Raw genomic sequence first — 21,071 nt, 5'->3', positions numbered from 1 at the left:
TCCTCTCACCCGGCGGGCGGCCTGACTTGTCGGTGCCCGGGGGCACCATGGGCGCCATGACGGAGATCTTCCTCGGCGGTGAGGCGCTGGCCGCGGGCCACGCCACCCGGCAGTCGCTGCGCACCCACTATCGCGCCGTCCACCGCGGGGTATATGTGTCGCGGGACGCGACGCTGACGCTGCGTGACCGGGCGGTCGCGGCCTGGCTGGCCTCCCGCCGCAAGGGTGTGGTGGCGGGCACGGCCGCTGCGGCACTGCACGGCGCCGCGTGGCTGGACGCCGAGGCGCCGATCGAACTGCTCGGCGCGACGTGTCAGGCGCAGCCGGGGCTGGTGCCGCTCGCCGACCGGTTCGCCGACGACGAGGTCACGGCGATGGCCGGGCTACCGGTCACCACCCGGGTGCGCACGGCGTTCGACATCGGGCGGCACGTCGACCGCCGCGAGGCGCTGGCCCGGCTGGACGCGCTGATGTGGGGTGAGCGCTATTCGGTCGCGGCGGTCGACGAGCTCGTCGACCGATATCCCCGGGCGCAGGGGGTGCGGCGGTTGCGCGCACTGCTGCCGCTGGTCGACGGGGGTGCGGCGACGCCGCGCGAGAGCAGGGTCCGGCTGTGGCTGATCGACGCGGGCTTCCCGGCGCCGGAGACGCAGATCGCCGTGATGGAGAACGGCGAACCGGTGGCGTTCCTCGACATGGGGTGGCCCGAGTGCAAGGTCGCGGTGGACTGCGGCGCCGACGTCGCGAAGCTGCGGATGCTGCACGCGCTGGGCTGGGCCGTGGTGCCGGTCGCGAGCGAGAACAGGCCGGTCGACTGGCTGGCGGCCGTCGAGGATGCGCTGGCGCGGCGCGGCTTCTTCGTCGAGACCCACGCGGCCTAGGCGCGCCGCGGCGCGGCCAGCCGTTCGCGCCGTAACAGCTCGACCTCGTCGAGCGGCAGCGGTGGCAGGTCGCCGACCACGCGTGACAGCAACAGGTCGGCGAGTTCGGGATTGCGGGCCAGGCAGGGCCCGTGCAGGTAGGTGGCGACCACGCTGCCCTGCACCGCCCCGTCGAAGCCGTCGCCGTCGCGGTTGCCCGCACCCTTCTCGACGCGGGCCAGTGGCCGCGCGTCGGAACCGAGAACCGTTCCGCCGCGGTGGTTCTCGAAACCGGTCAGCCGCTGCGACAGTCCGGGCAGCAGCGGCTGGGACACCACCTCGCCGATCGTGCGGGCCTGCTGCGGCGACGTCGTCACGTCGAGCATGCCGACGCCGTCCACCCGCTCACCCGACGAGGTCTCGTACCAGTGGCCGAGCACCTGGATGGCCGCGCAGATCGCCAGCACCGGCGCGCCGCGCGCCGCCGCCTGCTGCAGGCCGGGATGGCGGATCAGGTGCCGGGTGGCCAGCCGCTGCGCGTAGTCCTCGGCGCCCCCGAGCGTGTAGAGGTCCAGCTGCGCGGGCACCGGGTCGGCCAGGGTGATCTCGACGACCTCGGCATCGATACCCCTGCGCCGCAACCGTTCCCGCAGCACCACGGAGTTGCCGCCATCGCCGTAGGTGCCCATCACGTCGGGCAGCACCAGCCCGATCCGCACGGTCGACTCAGGCACGGGCGTCCTCGGGCAGGCGCGCAAGCACGCGGTTGAGTTGCAGGAAGGCCGTGTAGTTCGCGATCACCTCGACGTGCCCCGGCGGGCACGAGGCGATCGCCTTGACGGTGTCGTGCACCAGGGTGTGTCCGACACCCGCATAGCCCAGCCGCACCGCCAGGTCGGTGCCGCGTTCCCCTGCGGCGACCACCTGGGTGTCCTCGAAGTGTTCGAAGCGCACGTCCCAGAGCCACGACAGGTCTTCGCCGTCGGGCACCTGGCCGTTCACCGAGATCACCACGCCCGCACCGTGTTTGTCCACCATCGACAGCGCCTCCTGCCAGCCGGCCGGGTTCTTGGCAAGCAGCACGCGGGCGGTGTGCTCGCCGAGGCGCACGGTGCGGTAGCGGCCCGCCACCTCGTCGACCGCCGACGCCGCCGCCACCGCGGCCGCGGGATCGGCGCCCAGCGCGACCGCCGCCGCCACCGCATGAACGGCGTTGCCGCGGTTGACCGCACCCGGCAGGGCCAGCGACATCGGCAGCGCGAGCCCGTCGGGTCCGTGGATGTGGGTGTCGTCGAACCACCACTGCGGCTCCGGCCGCTTGAAATCAGTGCCCGTCGAGTACCAGTGGGTTCCTTCGCGGACGATGACCTCGCCGGAGCGCGGGCACGACACCGAGTCGTTCGCCCAGCTGCCGCCGGCGGCCACCCACACCACGTTCGGGCAGTCGTAGGCCGCCGAGGTCATCAGCACGTCGTCGCAGTTGGCCACCACCACGGTCGACGGGTGCCGCGCCAGCCCTGCGCGCAGCGTCCGCTCGATGTGGTTGATCTCGCCGACCCGGTCCAACTGGTCGCGCGACAGGTTCAGCAGCACGATCACCGCCGGATCCACCGCGTCGGCCACGTGCGGCACGTGCATCTCGTCGACCTCGAGCGCGGCGAGCGTGGCGTCGCGGGCCGCGGCCAGCGCGGCGACCAGCCCGGCGTCCATGTTGGCGCCCTCGGCGTTGGTCGCCACCGGTCCGAGGGTGCCCAGCGCGGCGGCGGTCATCCGGGTGGTGGTCGACTTGCCGTTGGTGCCGGTGATGACGACGCTACGGCGGGCCTGCCCGAGCTGGCGCAGGATCGACCGGTCCAGCGCCATCGCGACCAGGCCGCCGATCATCGCGCCCGCGCCGCGACCGGTGACCCGCGAGGCCCAGCGCGCCGCGGATCCCGCGCCGAGCGCAATTCGACCGCGAGTGGTGACCATCCCCGGCATTTTAGGTGGCGACACGCTGGGCTGCCGGGCGAGGGATGTCGGACCCCCGTGCCATCCTGGCCAGGTGAGCCAAACGCGCGCCGAATGTCGCCGGCCGAGCGGCTCTGATGCCGAATGTCGCCGGCCGAGCGGCTCTGATGCCGAATGTCGCCGGCCGAGCGGCTCCTGGGGCCGGCCCGCTGTGGAGGACGGATCCGGCTGGGCCGTCGTCGACGTGGAGACCTCGGGTTTCCAGCCCGGGCAGGCCCGCATCGTCAGCATCGCCGCACTCGCGGTCGGTGACGACGGCAGCGTCGAGCGCAGCGTCGCGACGCTGCTGAACCCGGGCGTCGACCCCGGGCCCACGCATGTGCACGGCCTCACCGCCGAGATGCTGGAGGGGCAGCCGAGCTTCGGCGACGTGGTCGACGACGTGCGAGCCGTCCTCGCGGGCCGCACGCTGGTCGCGCACAACGTCGCCTTCGACTACTCGTTCCTGGCGGCGGAGGCCGAACTCGTCGGCGCCGAGCTGCCAGTGGACACCGTGATGTGCACCGTCGAGCTGGCCCGCCGGCTTCAACTCGGCACCGAGAACCTGCGCCTGGAGACGCTGGCCGCGCACTGGGGCGTGCCGCAGCTGCGGCCGCACGACGCCCTCGACGACGCACAGGTGCTCGCCCAGATCCTCAAGCCGACCCTGGCGCGGGCCCGCGAGCGGAGGGCATGGCTGCCGGTGCGCCCGGCCACCCGGCGGCGCTGGCCCAACGGCCAGGTCACCCACGACGAGCTGCGGCCACTGAAGATGCTCGTGTCACGGCTGCCGTGCCCGTACGCCAACCCGGGCCGGTTCGTCGCCGGACGGCCGCTGGTGCAGGGCATGCGGGTCGGCCTGTCGGCCGAGGTGAAGCGCACCCACGAGGAACTGATCGAACGGATCGTGCACGCCGGGCTGTCCTACTCCGAGGCCGTCGACCTGGAGACGTCCCTGGTGATCTGCAACGAGGCCGAACCCGAGCAGGGCAAGGGGTATCACGCCCGCGACCTCGGCGTGCCGCTCGTCACCGACACCGAGTTCATGCGCTGCCTCGACGCGGTGGTCGGCGGCACCGGCATCGAGGAGTTCGCCGCCGCCACGCCGACCGGCGAGCAGTTCGCCCTGTTCTGATCACGCGGCGGCGTTGCGGCTGCGCCATTCCCGTGGCGAGGCCCCGTGCGTTCGGCGGAAAGCTCTGCTGAAGTAGGCCGCGTCCGGCATCCCGACCCGGCGGCCGATCTCCTGGATCGGAAGGTCGGTGTCCGCCAGCAGCGTGCGCGCCTCGGTCATCCGGCGCTCGAGGATCCAGTCCTGAACCGTGCGTCCCGTGCGGCGGCGCACGACCGTGGTCAGGTGCCCGGCGGTCAGGTTCAATGCGCGCGCCACGTCGCGCAGCGACAGCGGCTCGCCGATGTGCCGCTCGATCACCGCGAACACGTCGGCCAGCAGCGGCTCACCGCTGCGCCGCAGGTCGCCCACCACGTCGTCGGCCAGGCGAGCGACGTCGATCAGCAGCAGCGTCAACTCGGCCAGTGCCGCCTGCCGGTATCCGGCCTGCCGGACGGCCAGCTCGGACTCGATCGACGCGATCGCGGCGTCCCAGCGCGGCCTGCGGCCGGCGGGCACGTGCAACCGCATGAGCCCGCCGCGCTGGCCGTGCAGGAAGGGGAACAGCAGCGGATGTGACCGCCAGGTCGGCCATGATGAGCCGGCATCCTCGCCCAGCGCCGATGCGTCGAAGAAGATGCCGATGCCGTCGCCGTCGCGGTGCACCTGCAGCGGGTCGACGGCCGCGCCTGCCGCCACGACGTAGAGGGCGCCGGTCGCCGGGAGGTACCAGAGCACCGGGAAGTCGTGGATGTGCCTGCGGTGCTCGACGACGTCGCCGTCGGTGAGGCGGACCACCGACAGCGGTGGGGTGCTGTCGGCGGCCGGATAGGCGTACACGGGCACCCCGTCGCGGTGACGGATCAATCGCGACGGCATGAGACGAACATAATCCAAGTTTCGGCGATGATCGAGCAACACCGCTATGCGCGACAGGATCACGATGGTCAGATGACGAAAGATCGGTCAATCGACTACATACCCGCCGCCGGCCGCGACGCGTTCCTGCCGGGGTACGACCTGCTCACCCGGGTGCTCGGCATGCGGCCGGCCTACCGCGCGCTCATCGACCAGGCCGGGCTCGCCGACGGCCAGCAGGTCCTCGAGATCGGCTGCGGCACCGGCAATGTGACCGTCACCGCGAAGCGCTCACATCCCGGCGCGCAGTTCACCGGATCGGATCCCGATCCCCGTGCCCTCGACCGGGCCCGCCGAAAGGCCCGCGGCCTGAGCGGAATCCGCTTCGAACGCGGCTATGCGCAGCGGTTGCCGTACCCCGACGGCAGTTTCGACCGGGTGCTGTCGTCGATGATGCTGCACCATCTCGACGAGGACACCAAGGCACAGGCTGCCGCCGAGGCGTTCCGTGTGCTGCGGCCCGGCGGCAGCCTGCACGTCGTCGACATCGTCGGTCACCCGCACGGCCCCGGCGGCGCGATCCCGCAGCTGCTGGGCACCGTCGGGTTCAACGTCGACGAGGTGGGCAGCCACCGGCTGCGGCTGTTCGGGCAGGTGAAGCGCTACCGCGCCGTTCGGCCCTCGGCCTGACCCATTGTGTGCACTACGAATGTAGTGGTAACGTCACGGGCATGACCACTACACATGTAGTACACGTGACGCTTCTCGACGCCTACCGCAGGCGCGGCTACTTCTACCGGGAGGCGGCGATGCTGACCATCGGGACGGGCGTCGTGCTGCACCTATTCCGGGTGCTGTTCGGCGACGACCTGACGCTGCAGTACGTCCTGACCCGAACGACCGACATGGCGCTGCTCGTCCCGATGATCTATGCCGCGGTGACCGGCATCCTGGTGTGGCGCCGCGTCGATTTCGCCAACCGGCCGCACAGGGTGTTCTTCACCTGGGCGCTGGTCTATATCGTGCTGAGCGTGCCGCTGCACGTCTATTTCGGTGTCGTGAAGAACGAGGTCGCCTTCTACTTCGAGTTCTTCCCGATGTGGTTCAGCTATCTGCTGTTCCCCTTCTACGCCGCGATGCTGACCATGTTCTGGCGACTCCGCGTCAGGAACTGATGCCCGCCAACCCCGAACGACGGACTCAGATCCTCGACGCCGCGATCGCCATCCTGGCCGACACGGGCGTCGGGGGTCTGACGCACCGCCAGGTCGACACCCGCAGCGGCGTGCCGGCGGGCACCACCTCCAACTACTTCCGGAACAGGCTGGCACTGCTCGAGGCGGTGACGGCCCACGTGGCCGAGATGCACTGGCAGCGGGTGGGCGTATTGCAGGAACTGGTCGGTCGGCAGCGGAGTCCCCAAGGCGTCCTCGCGCTGCTGACCCGGATGATCACCGACCCCGACGAGCGTGCGCATCAGGTGAACGTCGCCCGGTTCGAGCTGTTCCTCGAGGGCACCCGCCGGCCCGAATTGCATCGGGCGCTCGGCGACATCCAGGCCGCCGCGCTGAAGTCGGCGGGCCTCATCCTCGAAGCCGCGGGACACCGCCCGTCCGCCGAACAGGTGGGCGAATTGGCGCGCCTGCTCAACGGCCTCGCGTTCAGCAATGCGACGTTCACCGCCGCACAGCCCGGCGCCCAGGATCCGGGCGGCCTGACCGACCGGATCCTGCGCGCGGTCTTCGGTTAGCGGGCCGCCCGGTTGACGGCCGACACCACCGCACGCAGCGATGCCGTGGTGATCGACGTCGCGATGCCGACGCCCCACACGGTCCTGCCGCCCACCGACGCCTCGACGTATGCGGCGGCCTGGGCCTCCTCGCCCGCCGAGAGGGCGTGCTCGGAGTAGTCCAGCACGGACACGTCGAAGCCGATGGCGCCAAGGGCGTCGACGAACGCGGCGAGCGGACCGTTGCCCGCGCCGACGATCTCGCGCTCTTCGCCGTCGACCTTCACCACCGCGGTGATGGTGTCGGTGCCGCCGTCGACCTCGGCCGCGTCGACCCGCTGGCGGATGCGCTCCAGCGGTCGGAGCGGCGCCAAATACTCCTCGGAGAAGACGTCCCACATCTCCTTGGGCGACACCTCACCGCCCTCGCCGTCGGTGATCTTCTGGATCGCCTGGCTGAATTCGATCTGCAGCCGACGCGGCAGCACCAGGCCGCGGTCGGCCTTCATGATGTAGGCGACGCCGCCCTTGCCGGACTGCGAGTTCACCCGGATGACGGCCTCGTAGGTGCGGCCGACGTCCTTGGGGTCGATCGGCAGGTACGGGACCTGCCAGAGGATGTCGTCGACATCGGCGTCCTGCTGGTCCGCCGAGACCTTCATCGCGTCCAGGCCCTTGTTGATCGCGTCCTGGTGGCTGCCGGAGAACGCGGTGTAGACCAGATCGCCGCCGTAGGGGTGGCGCTCGTGGACGGGCAACTGGTTGCAGTACTCGACGGTGCGCCGGATCTCGTCGATGTTGGAGAAGTCGATCTGCGGGTCGACACCGCGGCTGAACAGGTTGAGCCCCAGCGTCACCAGACACACGTTGCCGGTCCGCTCGCCGTTGCCGAACAGGCAGCCCTCGATGCGGTCGGCGCCGGCCTGATAGCCCAATTCTGCCGCGGCGACGGCCGTTCCGCGGTCGTTGTGCGGGTGCAGGCTCAGGATGATCGAGTCCCGGCGGGCCAGGTTGCGGCTCATCCACTCGATCGAGTCTGCGTACACGTTGGGGGTGGCCATCTCGACGGTGGCGGGCAGGTTGACGATCAGCGGCGCCTCGGGTGTGGGCGCGATGATGTCGGCGACGGCGTCACACACCTCCTTGGCGTACTCGAGTTCGGTGCCGGTGTAGGACTCCGGGCTGTACTCGAACCGCCAGTGCGTGCCGGGGTACTTCGCGGCCTCCTCGACACACATCCGGGCGCCGTCGGTCGCGATCGCCTTGACGGCCTCGCGGTCGGCCCGGAACACCACGCGGCGTTGCAGGATCGACGTCGAGTTGTAGAAGTGCACGATCGCCCGGGGTGCGCCGGCGCACGCCTCGAACGTGCGCGCGATCAGCTCGGGCCGGCACTGCGTCAGCACCTGAATGGTGACGTCGTCGGGCACCGCGCCCTGCTCGATGATCTCGCGGACGAAGTCGAAGTCGGTCTGGCTGGCCGACGGGAAGCCGACCTCGATCTCCTTGTAGCCCATCCGCACCAGCAGCTCGAACATGCGCCGTTTGCGGGCCGGACTCATCGGGTCGATCAGCGCTTGATTGCCGTCGCGCAGGTCCACCGCGCACCACATCGGCGCGGTCCTGACGACCTTGTCGGGCCAGGTGCGGTCGGGCACCGTGACGGGTTCGACCTCGTCGGCGAAGCTGCGGTACCGGCTGACCGGCATCTGGGTGGCGCGCTGGGTGTTCCAGGCGGGCTGGCCGGGGTGTGGGTCACCGGCGGGGGTGTGAATGGTGCGTACCGAGCTGAAGCCGTCGGCGGATGGTGCAGTGTTCATGTGATTCGCTCCGGGAGTGTGAAGGGGACTCGACCGGCGCATCACGAAACACCCGCGACGAGAAGCCGGTCTGGTCAGACCCCGTCGCGGCGTCCGAGAAGGAGCACCCGCTGCACGTCGTCCACTGTAGCGCGGGTGTGCCCGTGCCCCAAAACTTTGCTGAAAAGTGCGTGCGGCTACACCTGCGAGTCGGGGAAGGCGATCACCGACAGGAAGCGGATCGGCAGCTCGACCAGGTCGACCGGACCGTGCGCCCCCTCGCCGTCGATCTGCAGCGAGTCCCCCGGCTGCATCCGGTACACCGACCTGCTGTGGCTGTAATCCATCACGCCTTCGAGCATGTAGATGAACTCGGTGCCCGGATGCTGGAACAGCGGGTAGGTCCGGCTCTTCTCCGACAGCGTCACGTGCAGGCATTCGAGCCGCTTGTGCTCACCTCGCAGCGACCCGAGCAGCTCGTAGTCGTGGCCCTCCTTGGTGCCGTTGCGCACGATGTGCGCGCCGGTGCCCGCCCTCACGAACGCCGCGGGCCGTTCCACGTCGGCGCCGCGGAACAGACTGGTGACCGGCACGTCGAAGCCCTTGGCCAGCAGCGCCAGGGTCGACAGGCTGCAGGAGGTCTGGGCGTTCTCGATCTTGCTCAGCATCGCCTTGGAGATGCCGACGCGGGCGGCCATGTCGGCGACGGTGAGGCCGTGCTGCAACCGCAGTTGACGTACGTTGCGCCCGATCGCCGCCTCGAACTCGACCTCTTCCACCGAATCTTGTGGATTGCGGTCGCGCGCGGTGCCAGCCTTGTTCCGCAGCAGCGGAACGTCGTCGTCAGCGGGGCTCACGGGTTCCCTGTCTAGCGCATCTCGCCGGCGCCGACGTACGGGTACGGCGTCTTGAGCAGGTCGCCGTCGTCGAACCGCGACAACCGGAAGTCCGACTCGGGGATGCGGGCATCGGCGCTGCGTCCGTCGATCACCAGGTCGGCGACCAGCCGCCCCACCGCCGGGGCGATCTTGAAGCCGTGTCCGCTGAACCCCGCGGCGACGAACAGTCCGGTCACGCCGGTCGCGGAGATCACCGGGTTCCAGTCCGGGGTGACGTCGTAGCAGCCGGCGTAGCTGCCGGTGATCGCCGCGGCGGTGAAGCCGGGGAAGCGGGTGCCGACCTTCTCGACCGTGACGTCGACGAACTCGTCGGTGGCCCGGTTGAGATAGCGGTCCGGATCGGCTTCCGCGATGTCGGCCAGGTCGCTGTTGCCGAACAGCACGTCGCCACCGGTCTCGGGGCGGATGTACTGCAGCGACACCAGATCGGAGAACACGGGCAGACCCGCCGTCGGCACCCCCGGCGAGATCAGCACGATCTGCTCGCGCACCACGCGGATCGGTACGTCGATCCCGTACGGCGCCAGGAACGGGCGCGTCCATGCGCCGGTGGCGACCACCACCGACGGCGCGTGGATCTCGGTGCCGTCGGCGGTGCGGACGCCGGTGATCCGGTCGCCGTCGACGAGCAGGTCCACCACGGGTGTGCCCTGCCGGACCCGGACACCGGCGGCACGCGCGGAGACGGCGAGCGCCTGCGCGGTCTGGTAGGCGTCGCCGTACCCGCCGCGCGGCTCCCAGCCGAACGCCGCGAACGGCGTCAGGTCGGCGTACGGCCACATGCGCTCCACTTCGGCCGCGTCGATCTCCTCGGTCTGCACCCCGACGGCGCGCTGCGCGGCAAGGCTGGCGCGCATCGCGTCGACGTTCTGTTCGCCGACGCCGACGACGTAGCCGCTCTGCCGGAACCCGATGTCCGCCGCGTGGTCGCCGAGGAACTGCTGCGGCTTCTCGAACACCTCGAGCCCGACGGTCGCCATCGCGGCCAGTGAGCTGACGCCGTAGTGGCAGCGCACGATGCCGCTGGACTTGCCGGTCATCCCGGAGCCGACAGTGTTGCGTTCGGCGACAACGACATCGGTGACCCCGCGCTGCGCGAGTGCCCAGGCGGCCGCGGCGCCTTCGATGCCGCCGCCGACGATGACGACGTCAGCGGTGTCGGTGGTCATCGGCCCGGGATCCAGCTCGTGCCGGCCAGCGGCACCCGCGCCATCGCGGCGGCCTCGATGGTGACGGCCACGAGGTCCTCGGGTTCCAGGTGGCACACGTGGGCCTTGCCGCAGGCCCGCGCGATCGTCTGGGCCTCCATGGTCAGCACCCGCAGGTAGTTGGCCAGCCGCCGGCCGCCCTCTATCGCGTCGAACCGTGCCGCCAGCTCCGGGTCCTGCGTGCTGATGCCCGCCGGGTCGGTGCCGTCCTGGAAGTCGTCGAAGAAACCCGCTGCGCTGCCGAGCTTCTCGTACTCCGCGGCGTAGCGCGGATGGTTGTCGCCGAGTGCGATCAGCGCGGCCGTGCCGATGGCCACCGCGTCGGCACCCAGCGCCAGTGCCTTGGCCACGTCGGCGCCCGTGCGGATGCCGCCGGAGACGATGAGCTGCACCTTGCGATGGACGCCCAGTTCGGTGAGCGCCTGCACCGCTTGCGGCAGTGCGGCCAGCGTCGGCACGCCGACGTGTTCGATGAACACCTCCTGGGTGGCGGCGGTGCCGCCCTGCATGCCGTCGACCACCACCACGTCGGCGCCGGCGTGCACCGCGAGCTTGACGTCGTAGTAGGTGCGGGTGGCGCCGACCTTGACGTAGATCGGCTTCTCCCAGTCGGTGAGCTCGCGCAGCTCGTTGATCTTGATGGTGAGGTCGTCGGGCCCCGTCCAGTCCGGGTGCCGGCATGCCGAACGCTGGTCGATGCCCTGCGGCAGGGTGCGCATGCCTGCGACACGTTCGGAGATCTTCTGTCCCAGCAGCATTCCGCCGCCGCCGGGTTTGGCGCCCTGGCCGAGCACCACCTCGATCGCGTCCGCGCGACGCAGGTCGTCGGGGTTCATGCCGTAGCGCGACGGAAGGTACTGGTACACCAGGTGCTTGCTCTGGCCGCGTTCCTCGGGAGTCATGCCGCCGTCACCGGTGGTCGTCGACGTCCCTGCCTCGCTGGCGCCGCGGCCCAGCGCCTCCTTGGCCGGACCCGACAGCGCGCCGAACGACATGCCCGCGATGGTCACCGGGATGCTCAGGTGCAGCGGGTGTTTGGCGTGCCGGTCGCCGAGCACGACGTCGGTGTCGCACCGCTCGCGGTAGCCCTCGAGTGGGTAGCGCGACATCGAGGCGCCGAGGAACAGCAGGTCGTCGAAGTGCGGGAGCGGGCGTTTGGCGCCCCAGCCGCGGATGTCGTAGACGCCGGTCTCGGCGGCCCGCTGGATCGCGGCGATGGTGGCGCGGTCGAAGGTGGCCGACTCGCGCAGGCCCCGCTGTGCCGGGTCAGTGGTCATGTCAGTAGCTCGCTGCGTTGTCGACGTGGAAGTGGTACAGGGAGCGGGCGGACCCGTAGCGGGTGTAGGACGACGTGTCGTCGTCCTCGAATCCGGCCGCCTTGAGCAGCGTGCCGAGTTCCTCGTGGTGTTCGGCGCGCATCTCCTTGGCCACACAGTCCGCGCCCAGTGATGCGACGTCGCCGCGGACGTAGAGGCGGGCCTCGTAGATGGAGTCGCCGAGTGCCTCGCCTGCGTTGCCGCGCACCACCAGCCGGCCGGCCTGAGCCATGAATGCGCTCATGTGGCCGATGTCGCCGCCCACCACGATGTCCACCCCCTTCATCGAGATGCCGCACCGCGCAGCGGCATTGCCCTCGATCACGAGCAGGCCGCCGTGCGCGGTTGCGCCGGCGGACTGCGAGGCGTCACCCTTCACCCACACGGTGCCGCTCATCATGTTCTCCGCGACGCCGGTGCCCGCGTTGCCGTCGATGACGACGTCGGCGCGCTGGTTCATCCCCGCCGCGTAGTAGCCGACGTGGCCGTTGACCGTCACGCGGACCGGGGCATCGAGGCCGACGGCCACGTTGTGCGCACCGGCCGGATGGTCGATGACGAACTCCCCGGCCAGGCCCGGCGCGTGCAGGGCGGCGTTGACCTCCCGCAGTGCGGTCTCGCCCAGGTCCCAGTGCACTAGCGCTGCCATGCGTAGACGACCTCCGGTTCGGGTTCCCAGATCGCGGCGTGCCCGACGCCGGGCAGGCCGGACAGCGCGCGGTACTCGCTGGCCATCGCGACCCAGTCCGAGGTCTCGGCGATGACGGCGGGCTTGCAGGCGATGGCGTCGCGCACCACGGCGAACGAGTCCGAGTTGGACACCAGCAGTGTGTAGAACCCGTCGAAGCGGCTGCACAGTTCCTTCAGCGCGGTCTCGACGTCACGGCCTGCGGCCAGTTGCGCCGCGACGAACCGCGCGCCCACCTCGGTGTCGTTCTCGCTGTCGAATTCGACGCCGGCGGCGCGGAGTTCACGTCTGATGGTCGCGTGGTTGGCGAACGACCCGTTGTGCACCAGGCACTGGTCGGGGCCGACGGCGTAGGGGTGCGCACCCGAGGGCGTCACGGCCGATTCGGTGGCCATCCTGGTGTGCCCGACGCCCTGCCAGCCCTGCGCCGTCGCCAGCCCCCACGACTCGGCGAGGGTGCGCGGGTGCCCGACGCCCTTGAGCACGGCCAGGTCGTCGCCGAAGCCCGCGACCAGTGCGTCGGGCAGCGCCGCCCGGACCGTGGTGAGCAGGGTGGTCGCGTCGGACTCACCGGACACCAGGTAGGTGTCGTCGAGCACGGTGACCGTCACCTGCGGGCCCAGCGCGGAGCGCACCGAGTCGGCCGAGGCGTCGACGCCGAGCAGCGAGACACACGACCGGCCCGGCGGCGTCCAGGCCGGGTCGCCGTACACTGCCACGCCGGCCGAATCGCTTCCGCGGTCGGCCATCTCGCACAGCATCCCGGTGAGCAGTTCGCCCAACCGCGGGTACAGCGCTGGGTTGCGCAGGTGCAACCCGACGATTCCGCACATCGCTGTCTCGTTCTCCTCGTCGTGGGTCAGAAGGCGGTCAGGTACTGGTCGATCTCCCACGGCGTCACGGCGCCGTGGTAGGCGAAGAACTCCTCGCGCTTGACGTCGGCGAAGTAGCCGGCCACCCCGTCGCCCGCCGCGTTGAGCACGCCGGACACCACGGGGTCGGACTGCAGTTCGTCGACGGCGTGCAGCAGGGTCGGTGGCAGCGTCGCGCGGCCGTCACCCGCGGCGCCGACCGCGCCGGGATCGGTGCTGCGCTTGATGCCGTCCAGGCCCGCGCCCAGCGCGGCCGCCATCGCCAGATAGGGGTTGGCCGACCCGTCGCCGCCGCGCAGTTCGATGCGCTGCGAGTCGGGCACCCGGATGTAGTGCGTGCGGTCGTTGCCGCCGTAGGTCGCGCGGCGCGGCGCCCAGGATGCACCCGACGCCGTCGAGGTCGCACCGGTTCGCTTGTAGGAGTTGACCGTCGGCGCGATGACGGCCTGCAGTGCGCAGGCGTGGTCGAGGATCCCGCCGATGAAGCCGTATGCGGTGTCGGACAGGCCGAGGCCGCGGTGATCCTCGGCGGCCGGGAACACCGGGGCGCCGCCGCTGGTGAGCGACAGGTGCAGGTGCAGGCCGCTGCCTGTGCGGTCGGCGAACGGCTTCGGCATGAACGTGGCGACCATGCCGCGTTCGGCGGCGATCATCGACAGCAGGTACCGGAGCGTCACCACGCGGTCGGCGGTGGTGAGCGCCTCGGCGAACTGGAAGTTCTGCTCGAACTGGCCGTTGCCGTCCTCGTGGTCGTTGGCGTAGTTCGACCAGCCCAGTGCGTTCATCGCGGTGGAGATGGCGGTGAGGTGGTCGTACATCCGGGTGACGCCGCGGGCGTCGTAGCAGGGCTGGGCGGCGGTGTCGGCGGCGTCTGCGGTGGACAGGCTGCCGTCGGGATTGCGGTGCAGCAGGAAGTACTCGACCTCTGCGCCGACCCACGGCTCGAAGCCGGCGTCGGCGGCCTGCTGGATCAGCGCCTTGAGGATGACGCGCGGTGCGTAGGGCCACGGCTCGCCCTCGACGTGCGGGTCGCAGTGCACGATGGCCAGCCCGTCCTTGATGAACGGGATCGGGGTGAACGACGCCGGGTCCGGGATCGCCATCAGATCGGGGTCTTTGGGCTCCTGGCCGATGGCGCCGACGGCGTAGCCCGCGAAGCCGACACCCTCGGTGGCGAGCAGGTCGACGGCCTCGACCGGCACCAGCTTGGCGCAGGGCTTGCCGCGCAGGTCGACGAACAGCGCGAGCACGAACTTCGTGCCGGACTGCTCGGTGAGGGTGGCGAGGTCGGGGGTCATACGGGTCCTGTCTCTTGCTGAGAATCAAAGTATCACGATAGGAAACTCGGCTGGCATGCGAAAGCCGGCCGGTGCGGGGGTGAACCCGTGCCGGCCGGCGTCAGATCACACAGGTGCCATGTCGTAGGACGACTCGCGGTGGAACTTCGCGTCGATGCCCTGCTCCTCCTCCTCGGGCGAGATGCGGATGCCCATCGTCTTCTTCAGTACGAAGGCAATCGCGAACGCGACCACGAAGGAGTACGCCATCACCGCGAAGGCGGCGACCGCCTGCTTCCACAGCTGGTCGACACCGCCGCCGTAGAACAGGCCGTTGGTGGCGTTGGGCATGCCCTCGCTGGCGAAGAAGCCGATCAGCAGCGTGCCGATCAGCCCGCCGACCAGGTGGACGCCGACGACGTCGAGCGAGTCGTCGTAGCCGAACTTCGACTTCAGGCCGACGGCGTACACGCAGATCGCGCCGGCGATGGCGCCGACGAAGATCGCGCCGACCGGGGTGACCGAACCGCAGGCGGGGGTGATGGCCACCAGGCCGGTGATGGCGCCCGACGCCGCACCGACGCCGGTGACGTGGCCGTCCTTGATCTTCTCGACGGCGAGCCAGGCCAGCGTGGCGGCGCAGGTCGCGACGAAGGTGGTGACCATGACGATCGCCGCCGAATTGCCAGCGGCCAGAGCCGATCCGCCGTTGAAGGCATACCAACCGGCCCACAGCAGACCGGCGCCGAGCAGGGTCAGCGGCACGTTGTGCGGCTTGCGCAGCTGACCGAACATCGCCGACTTGCCGAGGACGATCGCCACGGCCAGCGCGGCGGCGCCTGCATTGATGTGCACAGCGGTACCACCGGCGAAGTCGATGGCCTTGAGGCTGTTGGCGATCCAGCCCCCGACCGAGTTCTCGGTGACCACTCCGTCGAACGCGAACACCCAGTGCGCGACGGGGAAGTACACCAGCACGGCCCACACCGTGGCGAACAGCATCCATGCGCCGAACTTCATCCGGTCGGCCACCGCACCGGAGATCAGCGCGACGGTGATCCCCGCGAACAGGGCCTGGAAGATGGCGAACAGACTTACCGGCAGGCCCGAGATGGTGGTCTGGGACTCCAGCAGGTCGGTCATGCCGTCGAATTCGGTGAAGCTGCCGACGAAGCCGCCGTACGAGGTGCCGAAGACCATCGAGAAGCCGAACAGCACCCACAGCACGCCGACGACGGCGACCGCACCGAAGGTCATCATCATCATGTTGGTCGAGCTCTTGACCGAGACCATGCCGCCGTAGAACAGCGCAAGGCCCGGGATCATGAGGGTCAGCCCGATGATGCAACACAGCATGAATGCCGTGGTGCCAGTGTCCACTACGTCCATTGGTCAGTTACTCCTGGAAGTGATGCGGACCGCTCAGTCGGGTCCGTTCACTGGCAGTAACCGACGTTTCTGTTACGCGGACAGTGTCGTGGTGTTGCGGATGCGTAAACGATGTCGCGGTCGGTCGCACGCTGCTTGTAACGAAGCGTTCACCAGCAGAAACAGAGCGGCAATTCGTATACCTCACTGTATACAGCAGTGGATACAGATCGGTATCCCGCCTCCGATGCGAAATGAGCGAAGCCGTGGAAACACCGACAACAGCCGCCGGCCCCGATGAGTCGGGCCTCGGCGAGGAGTACGAGAACGAACCCGTCCCCGCGTCCGCCCGCAAGTCATTGTTCGCGGTGTCGGCAGTCTGGGTCGGCTTTCCGATGATCATGACGTCGGCGGTCTTCTCGGGCATCGTCGTCTACAACCTGGGCTTCGTCACGGGGCTCCTCGCGATCGTCGTCGGCGATCTCATCCTGATGGGGTACGTCGGGACCCTGAGCTACCTCGCGGGCGGGTCGGGGAAGAACTTCGCGCTGACCGCGGCGGACACGTTCGGCGCCAGAGGGTTTCGCATCGTGTCGGGGTTCCTGTCCGTTCTGGTGATCGGCTGGTTCGCGTTCCAGACCGGAATGGTGGGCTCCACGCTCAACGTCTCGATGGGCTGGAGCGCCACCTGGATCACGTTGCTGGCCGGATTGCTCTTCGTCGCACTCACGTTCGTCGGCATCCGGGCGATCTCCTGGATCGGGGTGGTCGCCTCGGCGCTGTTCGTGCCGCTTGGCGTGGTCGCCGTCGTGTTGGCGGCCGGCGACACCGGATTCGATTCGGCGTTCTCATACAGCGGTGGCGCGGGTGCGAGCGCGTTCAGCTTCGGCGTGGCGGTGACGATGGTGATCGCGTGCTTCGCGGACTCGGGCACCATGACCGCGGATTTCACGAGGTGGGCCCGCAGCGGCAGGCAGGGCGCGCTGGCGGCCTTCGCGGCGTTCCCCGTCGCCTACTTCATCGCCCAGCTGGTCGGGGCGTTGGTGGTGGCACTCGGCGCTTCGGCGGCGGCCGACACCACCGGCGGTGACTTCCTGCACGTCCTGGTGGGCGGCGGCGGGATCCTCGTGCCGCTGGCCATCGTCTTCGTGTTCGTGAACCTCGGCAGCGTGTGCGCGCACTGCCTGTACAACGGTGCCGTCGGCTTCGGCAACATCACCGGAAAGACCATGCGGCAGTTGACGATCGTGCTCGGTATCCTCGGCACCGTCGCTGCGGTGGCCGGCATCTGGTCGTACTTCGCGACCTGGCTCAACATCCTCGGTGTCCTCGTACCGCCGATCGGTGTCATCATCATCCTCGATCAGTTGGTCTTCGCGTCGAAGCGGGCACCCGCACGCGGTGGGTTGTACTGGAAGCCGTTCGCCGCGTGGGCGATCGGGGCCGCGGTGGCCCTGGCGACGCACTTCTACGCGCCGCAGCTGTCCGACGCTGTGGTCGCCATGCTCACCGGGGCCGTCGCGTTCACGCTGCTGACCTACGCGGTGCGCGGCTCCGCCGTCCCGGCCGGCGCGCCCGTCGCCCAGCCCGTCCTGAGCGGAGAGAACGCATGAGCACACCGGTCACCGTCGACGCCAATCCCTACACATGGCCCTACGACGGCCACATCCCCTCCGGCCGAACGGCTCTGATCAACATCGACTGGCAGGTCGACTTCTGCGGCAAGGGCGGGTACGTCGACACCATGGGTTACGACCTGTCGCTGGTCCGCACCCCACTCGGCCCGGCCCAGCAGATCCTGGCCGCGGCCCGTGCCGCCGGGCTGCTCGTCATCCACACGCGAGAAGGCCACCGGCCGGATCTGTCGGACCTGCCGGCCAACAAGCGGTGGCGCTCCGCCCGGATCGGCGCGGAGATCGGGGCTCTCGGACCATGCGGCCGCATCCTCACCCACGGCGAGCCGGGATGGCAGATCGTGCCGGAGATGGCGCCGCTGCCCGGTGAACCCGTGATCGACAAACCGGGCAAGGGCAGCTTCTACGCCACCGACCTCGAACTGATCCTGCGCAGCAACGGCGTGACGCACATCATCTTCACCGGAATCACCACCGATGTGTGCGTCCACACCACGATGCGCGACGCCAACGACAGGGGGTACGAATGCCTGGTGGTCTCCGACGCCACGGGCGCCACCGACTACGGCAACCATGTGGCCGCCCTGAACATGATCACGATGCAGGGCGGGGTGTTCGGCGCCCACGCCACCACCGAGGCGGTGCTGGCGGCCCTCGATCAGATGGCGGGCCGGTCGATCAGCGCACCACGGGTGGCGTCCGCGGGATAATCGGAGGGAGCCCGGCAGTGCCGGCCGTTTCACAGAGGAGGACATCAACGCATGGTGGCACCAGCCGCGGTCGACGAGCCGGCCTCCCTGCGCGACCGGGTGTACGTCGACCTCGGCAAGAAGTTGATGACCGGCGAGATCGACGACCGCACCAGGCTCGTCGAGTCGCAGCTGTGTGACGCGCTCAACGTCAGCCGCACTCCGTTGCGCGAGGCGCTGGTGCGGCTGCACGCCGACGGCATGCTGGAACGCAGGCCGGACGGGTACTACCCGGTGGCACTCGACATCGCGGGCGTCCGTGACCTCTACGAACTGCGGATCACCATCGAACTGCGGGGGATCACCCGGATCCTGGAGACCTCTGAACTGCGCTACGACAAGGAGCGGTTGTCCGCGCTGCGTGCGCAGTGGCGCGAACTCGAGGCCAGCCCGCCTCCGCCGGAGGCCGACATGGTGCTGCTCGACGAGGCGTTCCACATCGAGCTCTCGGCCGCCTCGGGGAACATGGCGATGGTCGGGGCGCTCGACAATCTGAACAGGCGCATCCGGCTGATCCGGATGTACGACTTCATCACAGAGGAGCGCGTCACGGCGACCATCGCCGAGCACCTGCAGATCGTAGAACTGCTGCTCGACGACGAACTCGAGGCCGGCCGCGAAGCGCTGCACGAACACGTCGGAATCAGTTTCGAGGTCGTCGAACGGCGCGCGATCCGAGCGCTGAGCGCCCGCTCGCTAGGGCATTCCGTGACGTCGTTCGACACCCTCTGGAAGTAGGACAGGCTTGCCCCAGGCGCCGGCGAACGCGATCTCCTCGAGCGGGAGCCTGCGGCGGGGCAGCGAGTCGCGTTCGACGATCTTCTCGTCGGCGCCCGCGTAGTCACCGAGCGAGCCGACGGCGACCACGGCGTACGGCCGGACACCCTCGGGGACGCCGAAGTCGCGACGGGCCGCGTCCGCATCGAAGCCGGCCATCGGGTGGGCGATCAGCCGCCGCGACACCGCCTCGACGCTCAGGTTGGCGATCGCCGCGCCGGCATCGAGCGCCGCGTAGTGCGCCGTCCGGTCGTCCTCGCCCTCGTCGGCGCACACCAGGATCAGCGCACCCGCTGCGTGGGCGTAGCTGTTTCCCCGTTTGAGCGCGGCGGCCAGGGCGGTGAACGTCGGGTCGCCGCGCCGTCCGACCACGAACCGCACCGGCTGGCGCGCCCCCCACGTCGCCGCCCAGCGGGCCGCCTCGAGCAGCGCGGTGACCTCCTCGTCGGCGAGTGCTGCGGCCGGATCGAAGGCGCGCGGACTCCACCTCGCGGCGAGGTCGGGATGGATGGGCACCCGGGTCTGGGCGGTGCGATCAGTCGGCGGGTCGGCCACCACACGACGCTACCGAGTGTGTGTGCATCACACCTGCCCGCCGGAGGGAAAAACCGGATGCTCCGACCCCTTATCCTTGTGTGCGACCAATCCGCACCTGAAAGGCCTGACAGTGGCGCTCGTCGTGCAGAAATACGGCGGATCCTCGGTGTCCGACGCCGAGCGCATCCGGCGCGTCGCCGAGCGCATCGTCGAGACCAAGAAGGCGGGCAACGACGTCGTCGTGGTCGTCTCGGCGATGGGTGACACCACCGACGACCTGCTCGACCTCGCCAAGCAGGTGTGCCCGGCGCCGCCCCCGCGCGAACTGGACATGCTGCTCACGGCGGGTGAGCGGATCTCGAACGCGCTGGTCGCGATGGCGATCGAGTCACTCGGCGCGCACGCCCGGTCGTTCACCGGCTCGCAGGCCGGCGTCGTCACCACCGGCACCCACGGCAACGCCAAGATCATCGACGTCACTCCGACCCGGCTGCGGTCGGCGCTCGACGAGGGGCAGATCGTCCTCGTCGCCGGCTTCCAAGGCGTCAGCCAGGACACCAAGGACGTCACCACGCTGGGCCGCGGCGGCTCGGACACCACCGCGGTCGCGGTGGCGGCCGCGCTCAACGCCGACGTCTGCGAGATTTACACCGACGTCGACGGGGTGTACACCGCCGACCCGCGCATCGTGCCGAACGCGCACAAGCTGGACACCGTCAGCTTCGAGGAGATGCTCGAGATGGCGGCGTGCGGCGCGAAGGTGCTGATGCTGCGGTGCGTCGAGTACGCCCGCCGCTACGACCTGCCCATCCACGTCCGGTCGTCGTACTCCGACAAGCCGGGCACCATCGTCAAGGGATCGATCGAGGACATCGCCATGGAAGACGCCATTCTCACCGGGGTCGCCCACGACCGCAGCGAGGCCAAGGTCACCGTCGTCGGTGTGCCCGACGTCCCGGGATACGCCGCCAGGGTGTTCCGCGCGGTCGCCGACGCCGACGTGAACATCGACATGGTGCTGCAGAACATCTCCAAGATCGAGGACGGCAAGACCGACATCACCTTCACCTGCGCCCGGGACAACGGACCCGGCGCCGTCGAGAAGCTGACGTCGCTGCAGCACGAGATCGGGTTCACCCGGGTGCTCTACGACGACCACATCGGCAAGGTGTCGCTGATCGGCGCGGGCATGCGCAGCCACCCCGGCGTCACCGCCACCTTCTGCGAGGCGCTCGCCGAGGTCGGCGTGAACATCGACCTGATCTCCACCTCGGAGATCCGGATCTCGGTCCTGGTGAAGGACACGGAACTGGACAAGGCCGTTGCAGCGTTGCACGAGGCATTCGGACTGGGCGGCGACGAGGAAGCCGTCGTGTACGCGGGAACGGGACGGTAGCCAA

Annotated in this window: 20 protein-coding genes and 1 pseudogene; 9 read left to right on the top strand and 12 right to left on the bottom strand. The window is 69.7% G+C overall.

Translation table 11 applies throughout. The features are described 5' to 3' along the window. The first annotated feature begins 56 nt into the window (after positions 1–56). Complete coding sequence (locus H7I41_RS02645) at positions 57–881, top strand: hypothetical protein (RefSeq protein WP_264011006.1); 825 nt, start codon at positions 57–59, stop codon at positions 879–881. On the opposite strand, the gene H7I41_RS02640 is transcribed toward H7I41_RS02645, so the two are convergent. Together H7I41_RS02640 and H7I41_RS02635 are read right to left on the bottom strand one after the other, a co-directional pair. Further along, complete coding sequence (locus H7I41_RS02640) at positions 878–1,594, bottom strand: type 1 glutamine amidotransferase (protein ID WP_264011005.1); 717 nt, start codon at positions 1,592–1,594, stop codon at positions 878–880. The two genes, H7I41_RS02645 and H7I41_RS02640, sit on opposite strands and share 4 nt — an antisense overlap. Continuing rightward, positions 1,587–2,831, bottom strand: a complete 1,245-nt coding sequence (locus H7I41_RS02635) for a Mur ligase family protein (protein WP_264011004.1) — start codon at positions 2,829–2,831, stop codon at positions 1,587–1,589. Before H7I41_RS02635 ends, H7I41_RS02640 begins: the two co-directional genes overlap by 8 nt. A gap of 166 nt (positions 2,832–2,997) precedes the next feature. Between H7I41_RS02635 and H7I41_RS02630 the strand changes: the two are divergent. After that, positions 2,998–3,984, top strand: a pseudogene (locus H7I41_RS02630) (DEDDh family exonuclease); the annotation flags it as partial. Here the strand turns inward: H7I41_RS02630 and H7I41_RS02625 are convergent. Then, positions 3,985–4,839 (bottom strand): helix-turn-helix transcriptional regulator, encoded by an 855-nt coding sequence (locus H7I41_RS02625; protein WP_264011003.1) that lies wholly within the window; start codon positions 4,837–4,839, stop codon positions 3,985–3,987. Positions 4,840–4,866: 27 nt separating this feature from the next. Between H7I41_RS02625 and H7I41_RS02620 the strand changes: the two genes are divergently transcribed. The 3 genes from H7I41_RS02620 to H7I41_RS02610 are packed head-to-tail and all read left to right on the top strand — an operon-like array spanning position 4,867 to position 6,568. Continuing rightward, a complete protein-coding gene (locus H7I41_RS02620) occupies positions 4,867–5,508 on the top strand; it encodes a class I SAM-dependent methyltransferase (RefSeq protein WP_372503648.1) in 642 nt (213 codons plus the stop codon). Positions 5,509–5,549: 41 nt separating this feature from the next. Then, the gene (locus H7I41_RS02615; protein WP_264011001.1) at positions 5,550–5,993 is read left to right on the top strand and encodes a hypothetical protein; all 444 of its coding nucleotides are present in this window, start codon (positions 5,550–5,552) and stop codon (positions 5,991–5,993) included. Next, entirely contained in the window at positions 5,993–6,568 is a 576-nt protein-coding gene (locus H7I41_RS02610) for a TetR/AcrR family transcriptional regulator (RefSeq protein ID WP_264011000.1), read from the top strand. The genes H7I41_RS02615 and H7I41_RS02610 overlap by 1 nt, the downstream gene beginning before the upstream one ends. Here H7I41_RS02610 and leuA read toward each other — a convergent pair. The 8 genes from leuA to H7I41_RS02570 all read right to left on the bottom strand — a co-directional run bounded on the left by leuA (position 6,565) and on the right by H7I41_RS02570 (position 15,986). Continuing rightward, a complete protein-coding gene (leuA, locus tag H7I41_RS02605) occupies positions 6,565–8,367 on the bottom strand; it encodes a 2-isopropylmalate synthase (RefSeq protein ID WP_264010999.1) in 1,803 nt (600 codons plus the stop codon). The two genes, H7I41_RS02610 and leuA, sit on opposite strands and share 4 nt — an antisense overlap. 176 nt (positions 8,368–8,543) lie before the next feature. Then, on the bottom strand, positions 8,544–9,203 hold the full coding sequence (locus tag H7I41_RS02600) for a helix-turn-helix domain-containing protein (RefSeq protein WP_264010998.1): 660 nt from the start codon (positions 9,201–9,203) through the stop codon (positions 8,544–8,546). Between the two features lie 11 nt (positions 9,204–9,214). Beyond that, entirely contained in the window at positions 9,215–10,414 is a 1,200-nt protein-coding gene (locus H7I41_RS02595; RefSeq protein ID WP_264010997.1) for an NAD(P)/FAD-dependent oxidoreductase, read from the bottom strand. Continuing rightward, entirely contained in the window at positions 10,411–11,730 is a 1,320-nt protein-coding gene (locus tag H7I41_RS02590; protein WP_264010996.1) for an FMN-binding glutamate synthase family protein, read from the bottom strand. Before H7I41_RS02590 ends, H7I41_RS02595 begins: the two co-directional genes overlap by 4 nt. A gap of 1 nt (position 11,731) precedes the next feature. Further along, positions 11,732–12,418, bottom strand: coding sequence for a protein glxC (locus H7I41_RS02585; RefSeq protein WP_264010995.1), 687 nt, complete (start codon positions 12,416–12,418; stop codon positions 11,732–11,734). Continuing rightward, entirely contained in the window at positions 12,406–13,290 is an 885-nt protein-coding gene (locus H7I41_RS02580) for a class II glutamine amidotransferase domain-containing protein (protein WP_264010994.1), read from the bottom strand. The genes H7I41_RS02585 and H7I41_RS02580 overlap by 13 nt, the downstream gene beginning before the upstream one ends. Before the next feature lie 26 nt (positions 13,291–13,316). After that, positions 13,317–14,627 carry a type III glutamate--ammonia ligase gene (gene glnT / locus H7I41_RS02575; RefSeq protein WP_264010993.1) on the bottom strand — a complete coding sequence of 437 codons (1,311 nt, stop codon included), beginning with the start codon at positions 14,625–14,627 and terminating at the stop codon, positions 13,317–13,319. Positions 14,628–14,732: 105 nt separating this feature from the next. Further along, on the bottom strand, positions 14,733–15,986 hold the full coding sequence (locus tag H7I41_RS02570) for an ammonium transporter (protein WP_264011018.1): 1,254 nt from the start codon (positions 15,984–15,986) through the stop codon (positions 14,733–14,735). Positions 15,987–16,228: 242 nt separating this feature from the next. Between H7I41_RS02570 and H7I41_RS02565 the strand changes: the two genes are divergently transcribed. Genes H7I41_RS02565 through H7I41_RS02555 form a run of 3 tightly spaced genes read left to right on the top strand, consistent with a single transcriptional unit; the run spans position 16,229 to position 19,095 of the window. Next, on the top strand, positions 16,229–17,587 hold the full coding sequence (locus H7I41_RS02565; RefSeq protein WP_276008198.1) for a cytosine permease: 1,359 nt from the start codon (positions 16,229–16,231) through the stop codon (positions 17,585–17,587). Then, the gene (gene biuH / locus H7I41_RS02560; protein WP_264010991.1) at positions 17,584–18,318 is read left to right on the top strand and encodes a biuret amidohydrolase; all 735 of its coding nucleotides are present in this window, start codon (positions 17,584–17,586) and stop codon (positions 18,316–18,318) included. The genes H7I41_RS02565 and biuH overlap by 4 nt, the downstream gene beginning before the upstream one ends. A gap of 51 nt (positions 18,319–18,369) precedes the next feature. Then, a complete protein-coding gene (locus H7I41_RS02555; RefSeq protein WP_264010990.1) occupies positions 18,370–19,095 on the top strand; it encodes a GntR family transcriptional regulator in 726 nt (241 codons plus the stop codon). Here H7I41_RS02555 and H7I41_RS02550 read toward each other — a convergent pair. Then, entirely contained in the window at positions 19,054–19,689 is a 636-nt protein-coding gene (locus H7I41_RS02550; protein ID WP_264010989.1) for a nitroreductase family protein, read from the bottom strand. The genes H7I41_RS02555 and H7I41_RS02550 overlap by 42 nt on opposite strands. Positions 19,690–19,801: 112 nt before the next feature. Between H7I41_RS02550 and H7I41_RS02545 the strand changes: the two genes are divergently transcribed. Beyond that, on the top strand, positions 19,802–21,067 hold the full coding sequence (locus H7I41_RS02545) for an aspartate kinase (protein ID WP_264010988.1): 1,266 nt from the start codon (positions 19,802–19,804) through the stop codon (positions 21,065–21,067). Positions 21,068–21,071: the final 4 nt, after the last annotated feature.

It is taken from the genome of [Mycobacterium] manitobense (assembly GCF_025821665.1).
Classification (GTDB): Bacteria; Actinomycetota; Actinomycetes; order Mycobacteriales; family Mycobacteriaceae; genus Mycobacterium; species Mycobacterium arseniciresistens.
Note: the sequence above shows the minus strand (reverse complement) of the source record. Positions and strands in the feature narration are given on the sequence as shown.

Excerpts from the sequence above, each read along its gene's own strand:
- H7I41_RS02635 (WP_264011004.1), bottom strand. The coding sequence starts at position 2,831 with ATGGTCACCACTCGCGGTCGAATTGCGCTCGGCGCGGGATCCGCGGCG.
- leuA (WP_264010999.1), bottom strand. The coding sequence starts at position 8,367 with ATGAACACTGCACCATCCGCCGACGGCTTCAGCTCGGTACGCACCATT.
- H7I41_RS02590 (WP_264010996.1), bottom strand. The coding sequence starts at position 11,730 with ATGACCACTGACCCGGCACAGCGGGGCCTGCGCGAGTCGGCCACCTTC.
- H7I41_RS02620 (WP_372503648.1), top strand. The coding sequence starts at position 4,867 with ATGATCGAGCAACACCGCTATGCGCGACAGGATCACGATGGTCAGATG.
- H7I41_RS02610 (WP_264011000.1), top strand. The coding sequence starts at position 5,993 with ATGCCCGCCAACCCCGAACGACGGACTCAGATCCTCGACGCCGCGATC.
- H7I41_RS02585 (WP_264010995.1), bottom strand. The coding sequence starts at position 12,418 with ATGGCAGCGCTAGTGCACTGGGACCTGGGCGAGACCGCACTGCGGGAG.
- glnT (WP_264010993.1), bottom strand. The coding sequence starts at position 14,627 with ATGACCCCCGACCTCGCCACCCTCACCGAGCAGTCCGGCACGAAGTTC.
- H7I41_RS02565 (WP_276008198.1), top strand. The coding sequence starts at position 16,229 with ATGAGCGAAGCCGTGGAAACACCGACAACAGCCGCCGGCCCCGATGAG.
- H7I41_RS02595 (WP_264010997.1), bottom strand. The coding sequence starts at position 10,414 with ATGACCACCGACACCGCTGACGTCGTCATCGTCGGCGGCGGCATCGAA.
- H7I41_RS02555 (WP_264010990.1), top strand. The coding sequence starts at position 18,370 with ATGGTGGCACCAGCCGCGGTCGACGAGCCGGCCTCCCTGCGCGACCGG.
- H7I41_RS02615 (WP_264011001.1), top strand. The coding sequence starts at position 5,550 with ATGACCACTACACATGTAGTACACGTGACGCTTCTCGACGCCTACCGC.
- H7I41_RS02580 (WP_264010994.1), bottom strand. The coding sequence starts at position 13,290 with ATGTGCGGAATCGTCGGGTTGCACCTGCGCAACCCAGCGCTGTACCCG.
- biuH (WP_264010991.1), top strand. The coding sequence starts at position 17,584 with ATGAGCACACCGGTCACCGTCGACGCCAATCCCTACACATGGCCCTAC.
- H7I41_RS02645 (WP_264011006.1), top strand. The coding sequence starts at position 57 with ATGACGGAGATCTTCCTCGGCGGTGAGGCGCTGGCCGCGGGCCACGCC.
- H7I41_RS02625 (WP_264011003.1), bottom strand. The coding sequence starts at position 4,839 with ATGCCGTCGCGATTGATCCGTCACCGCGACGGGGTGCCCGTGTACGCC.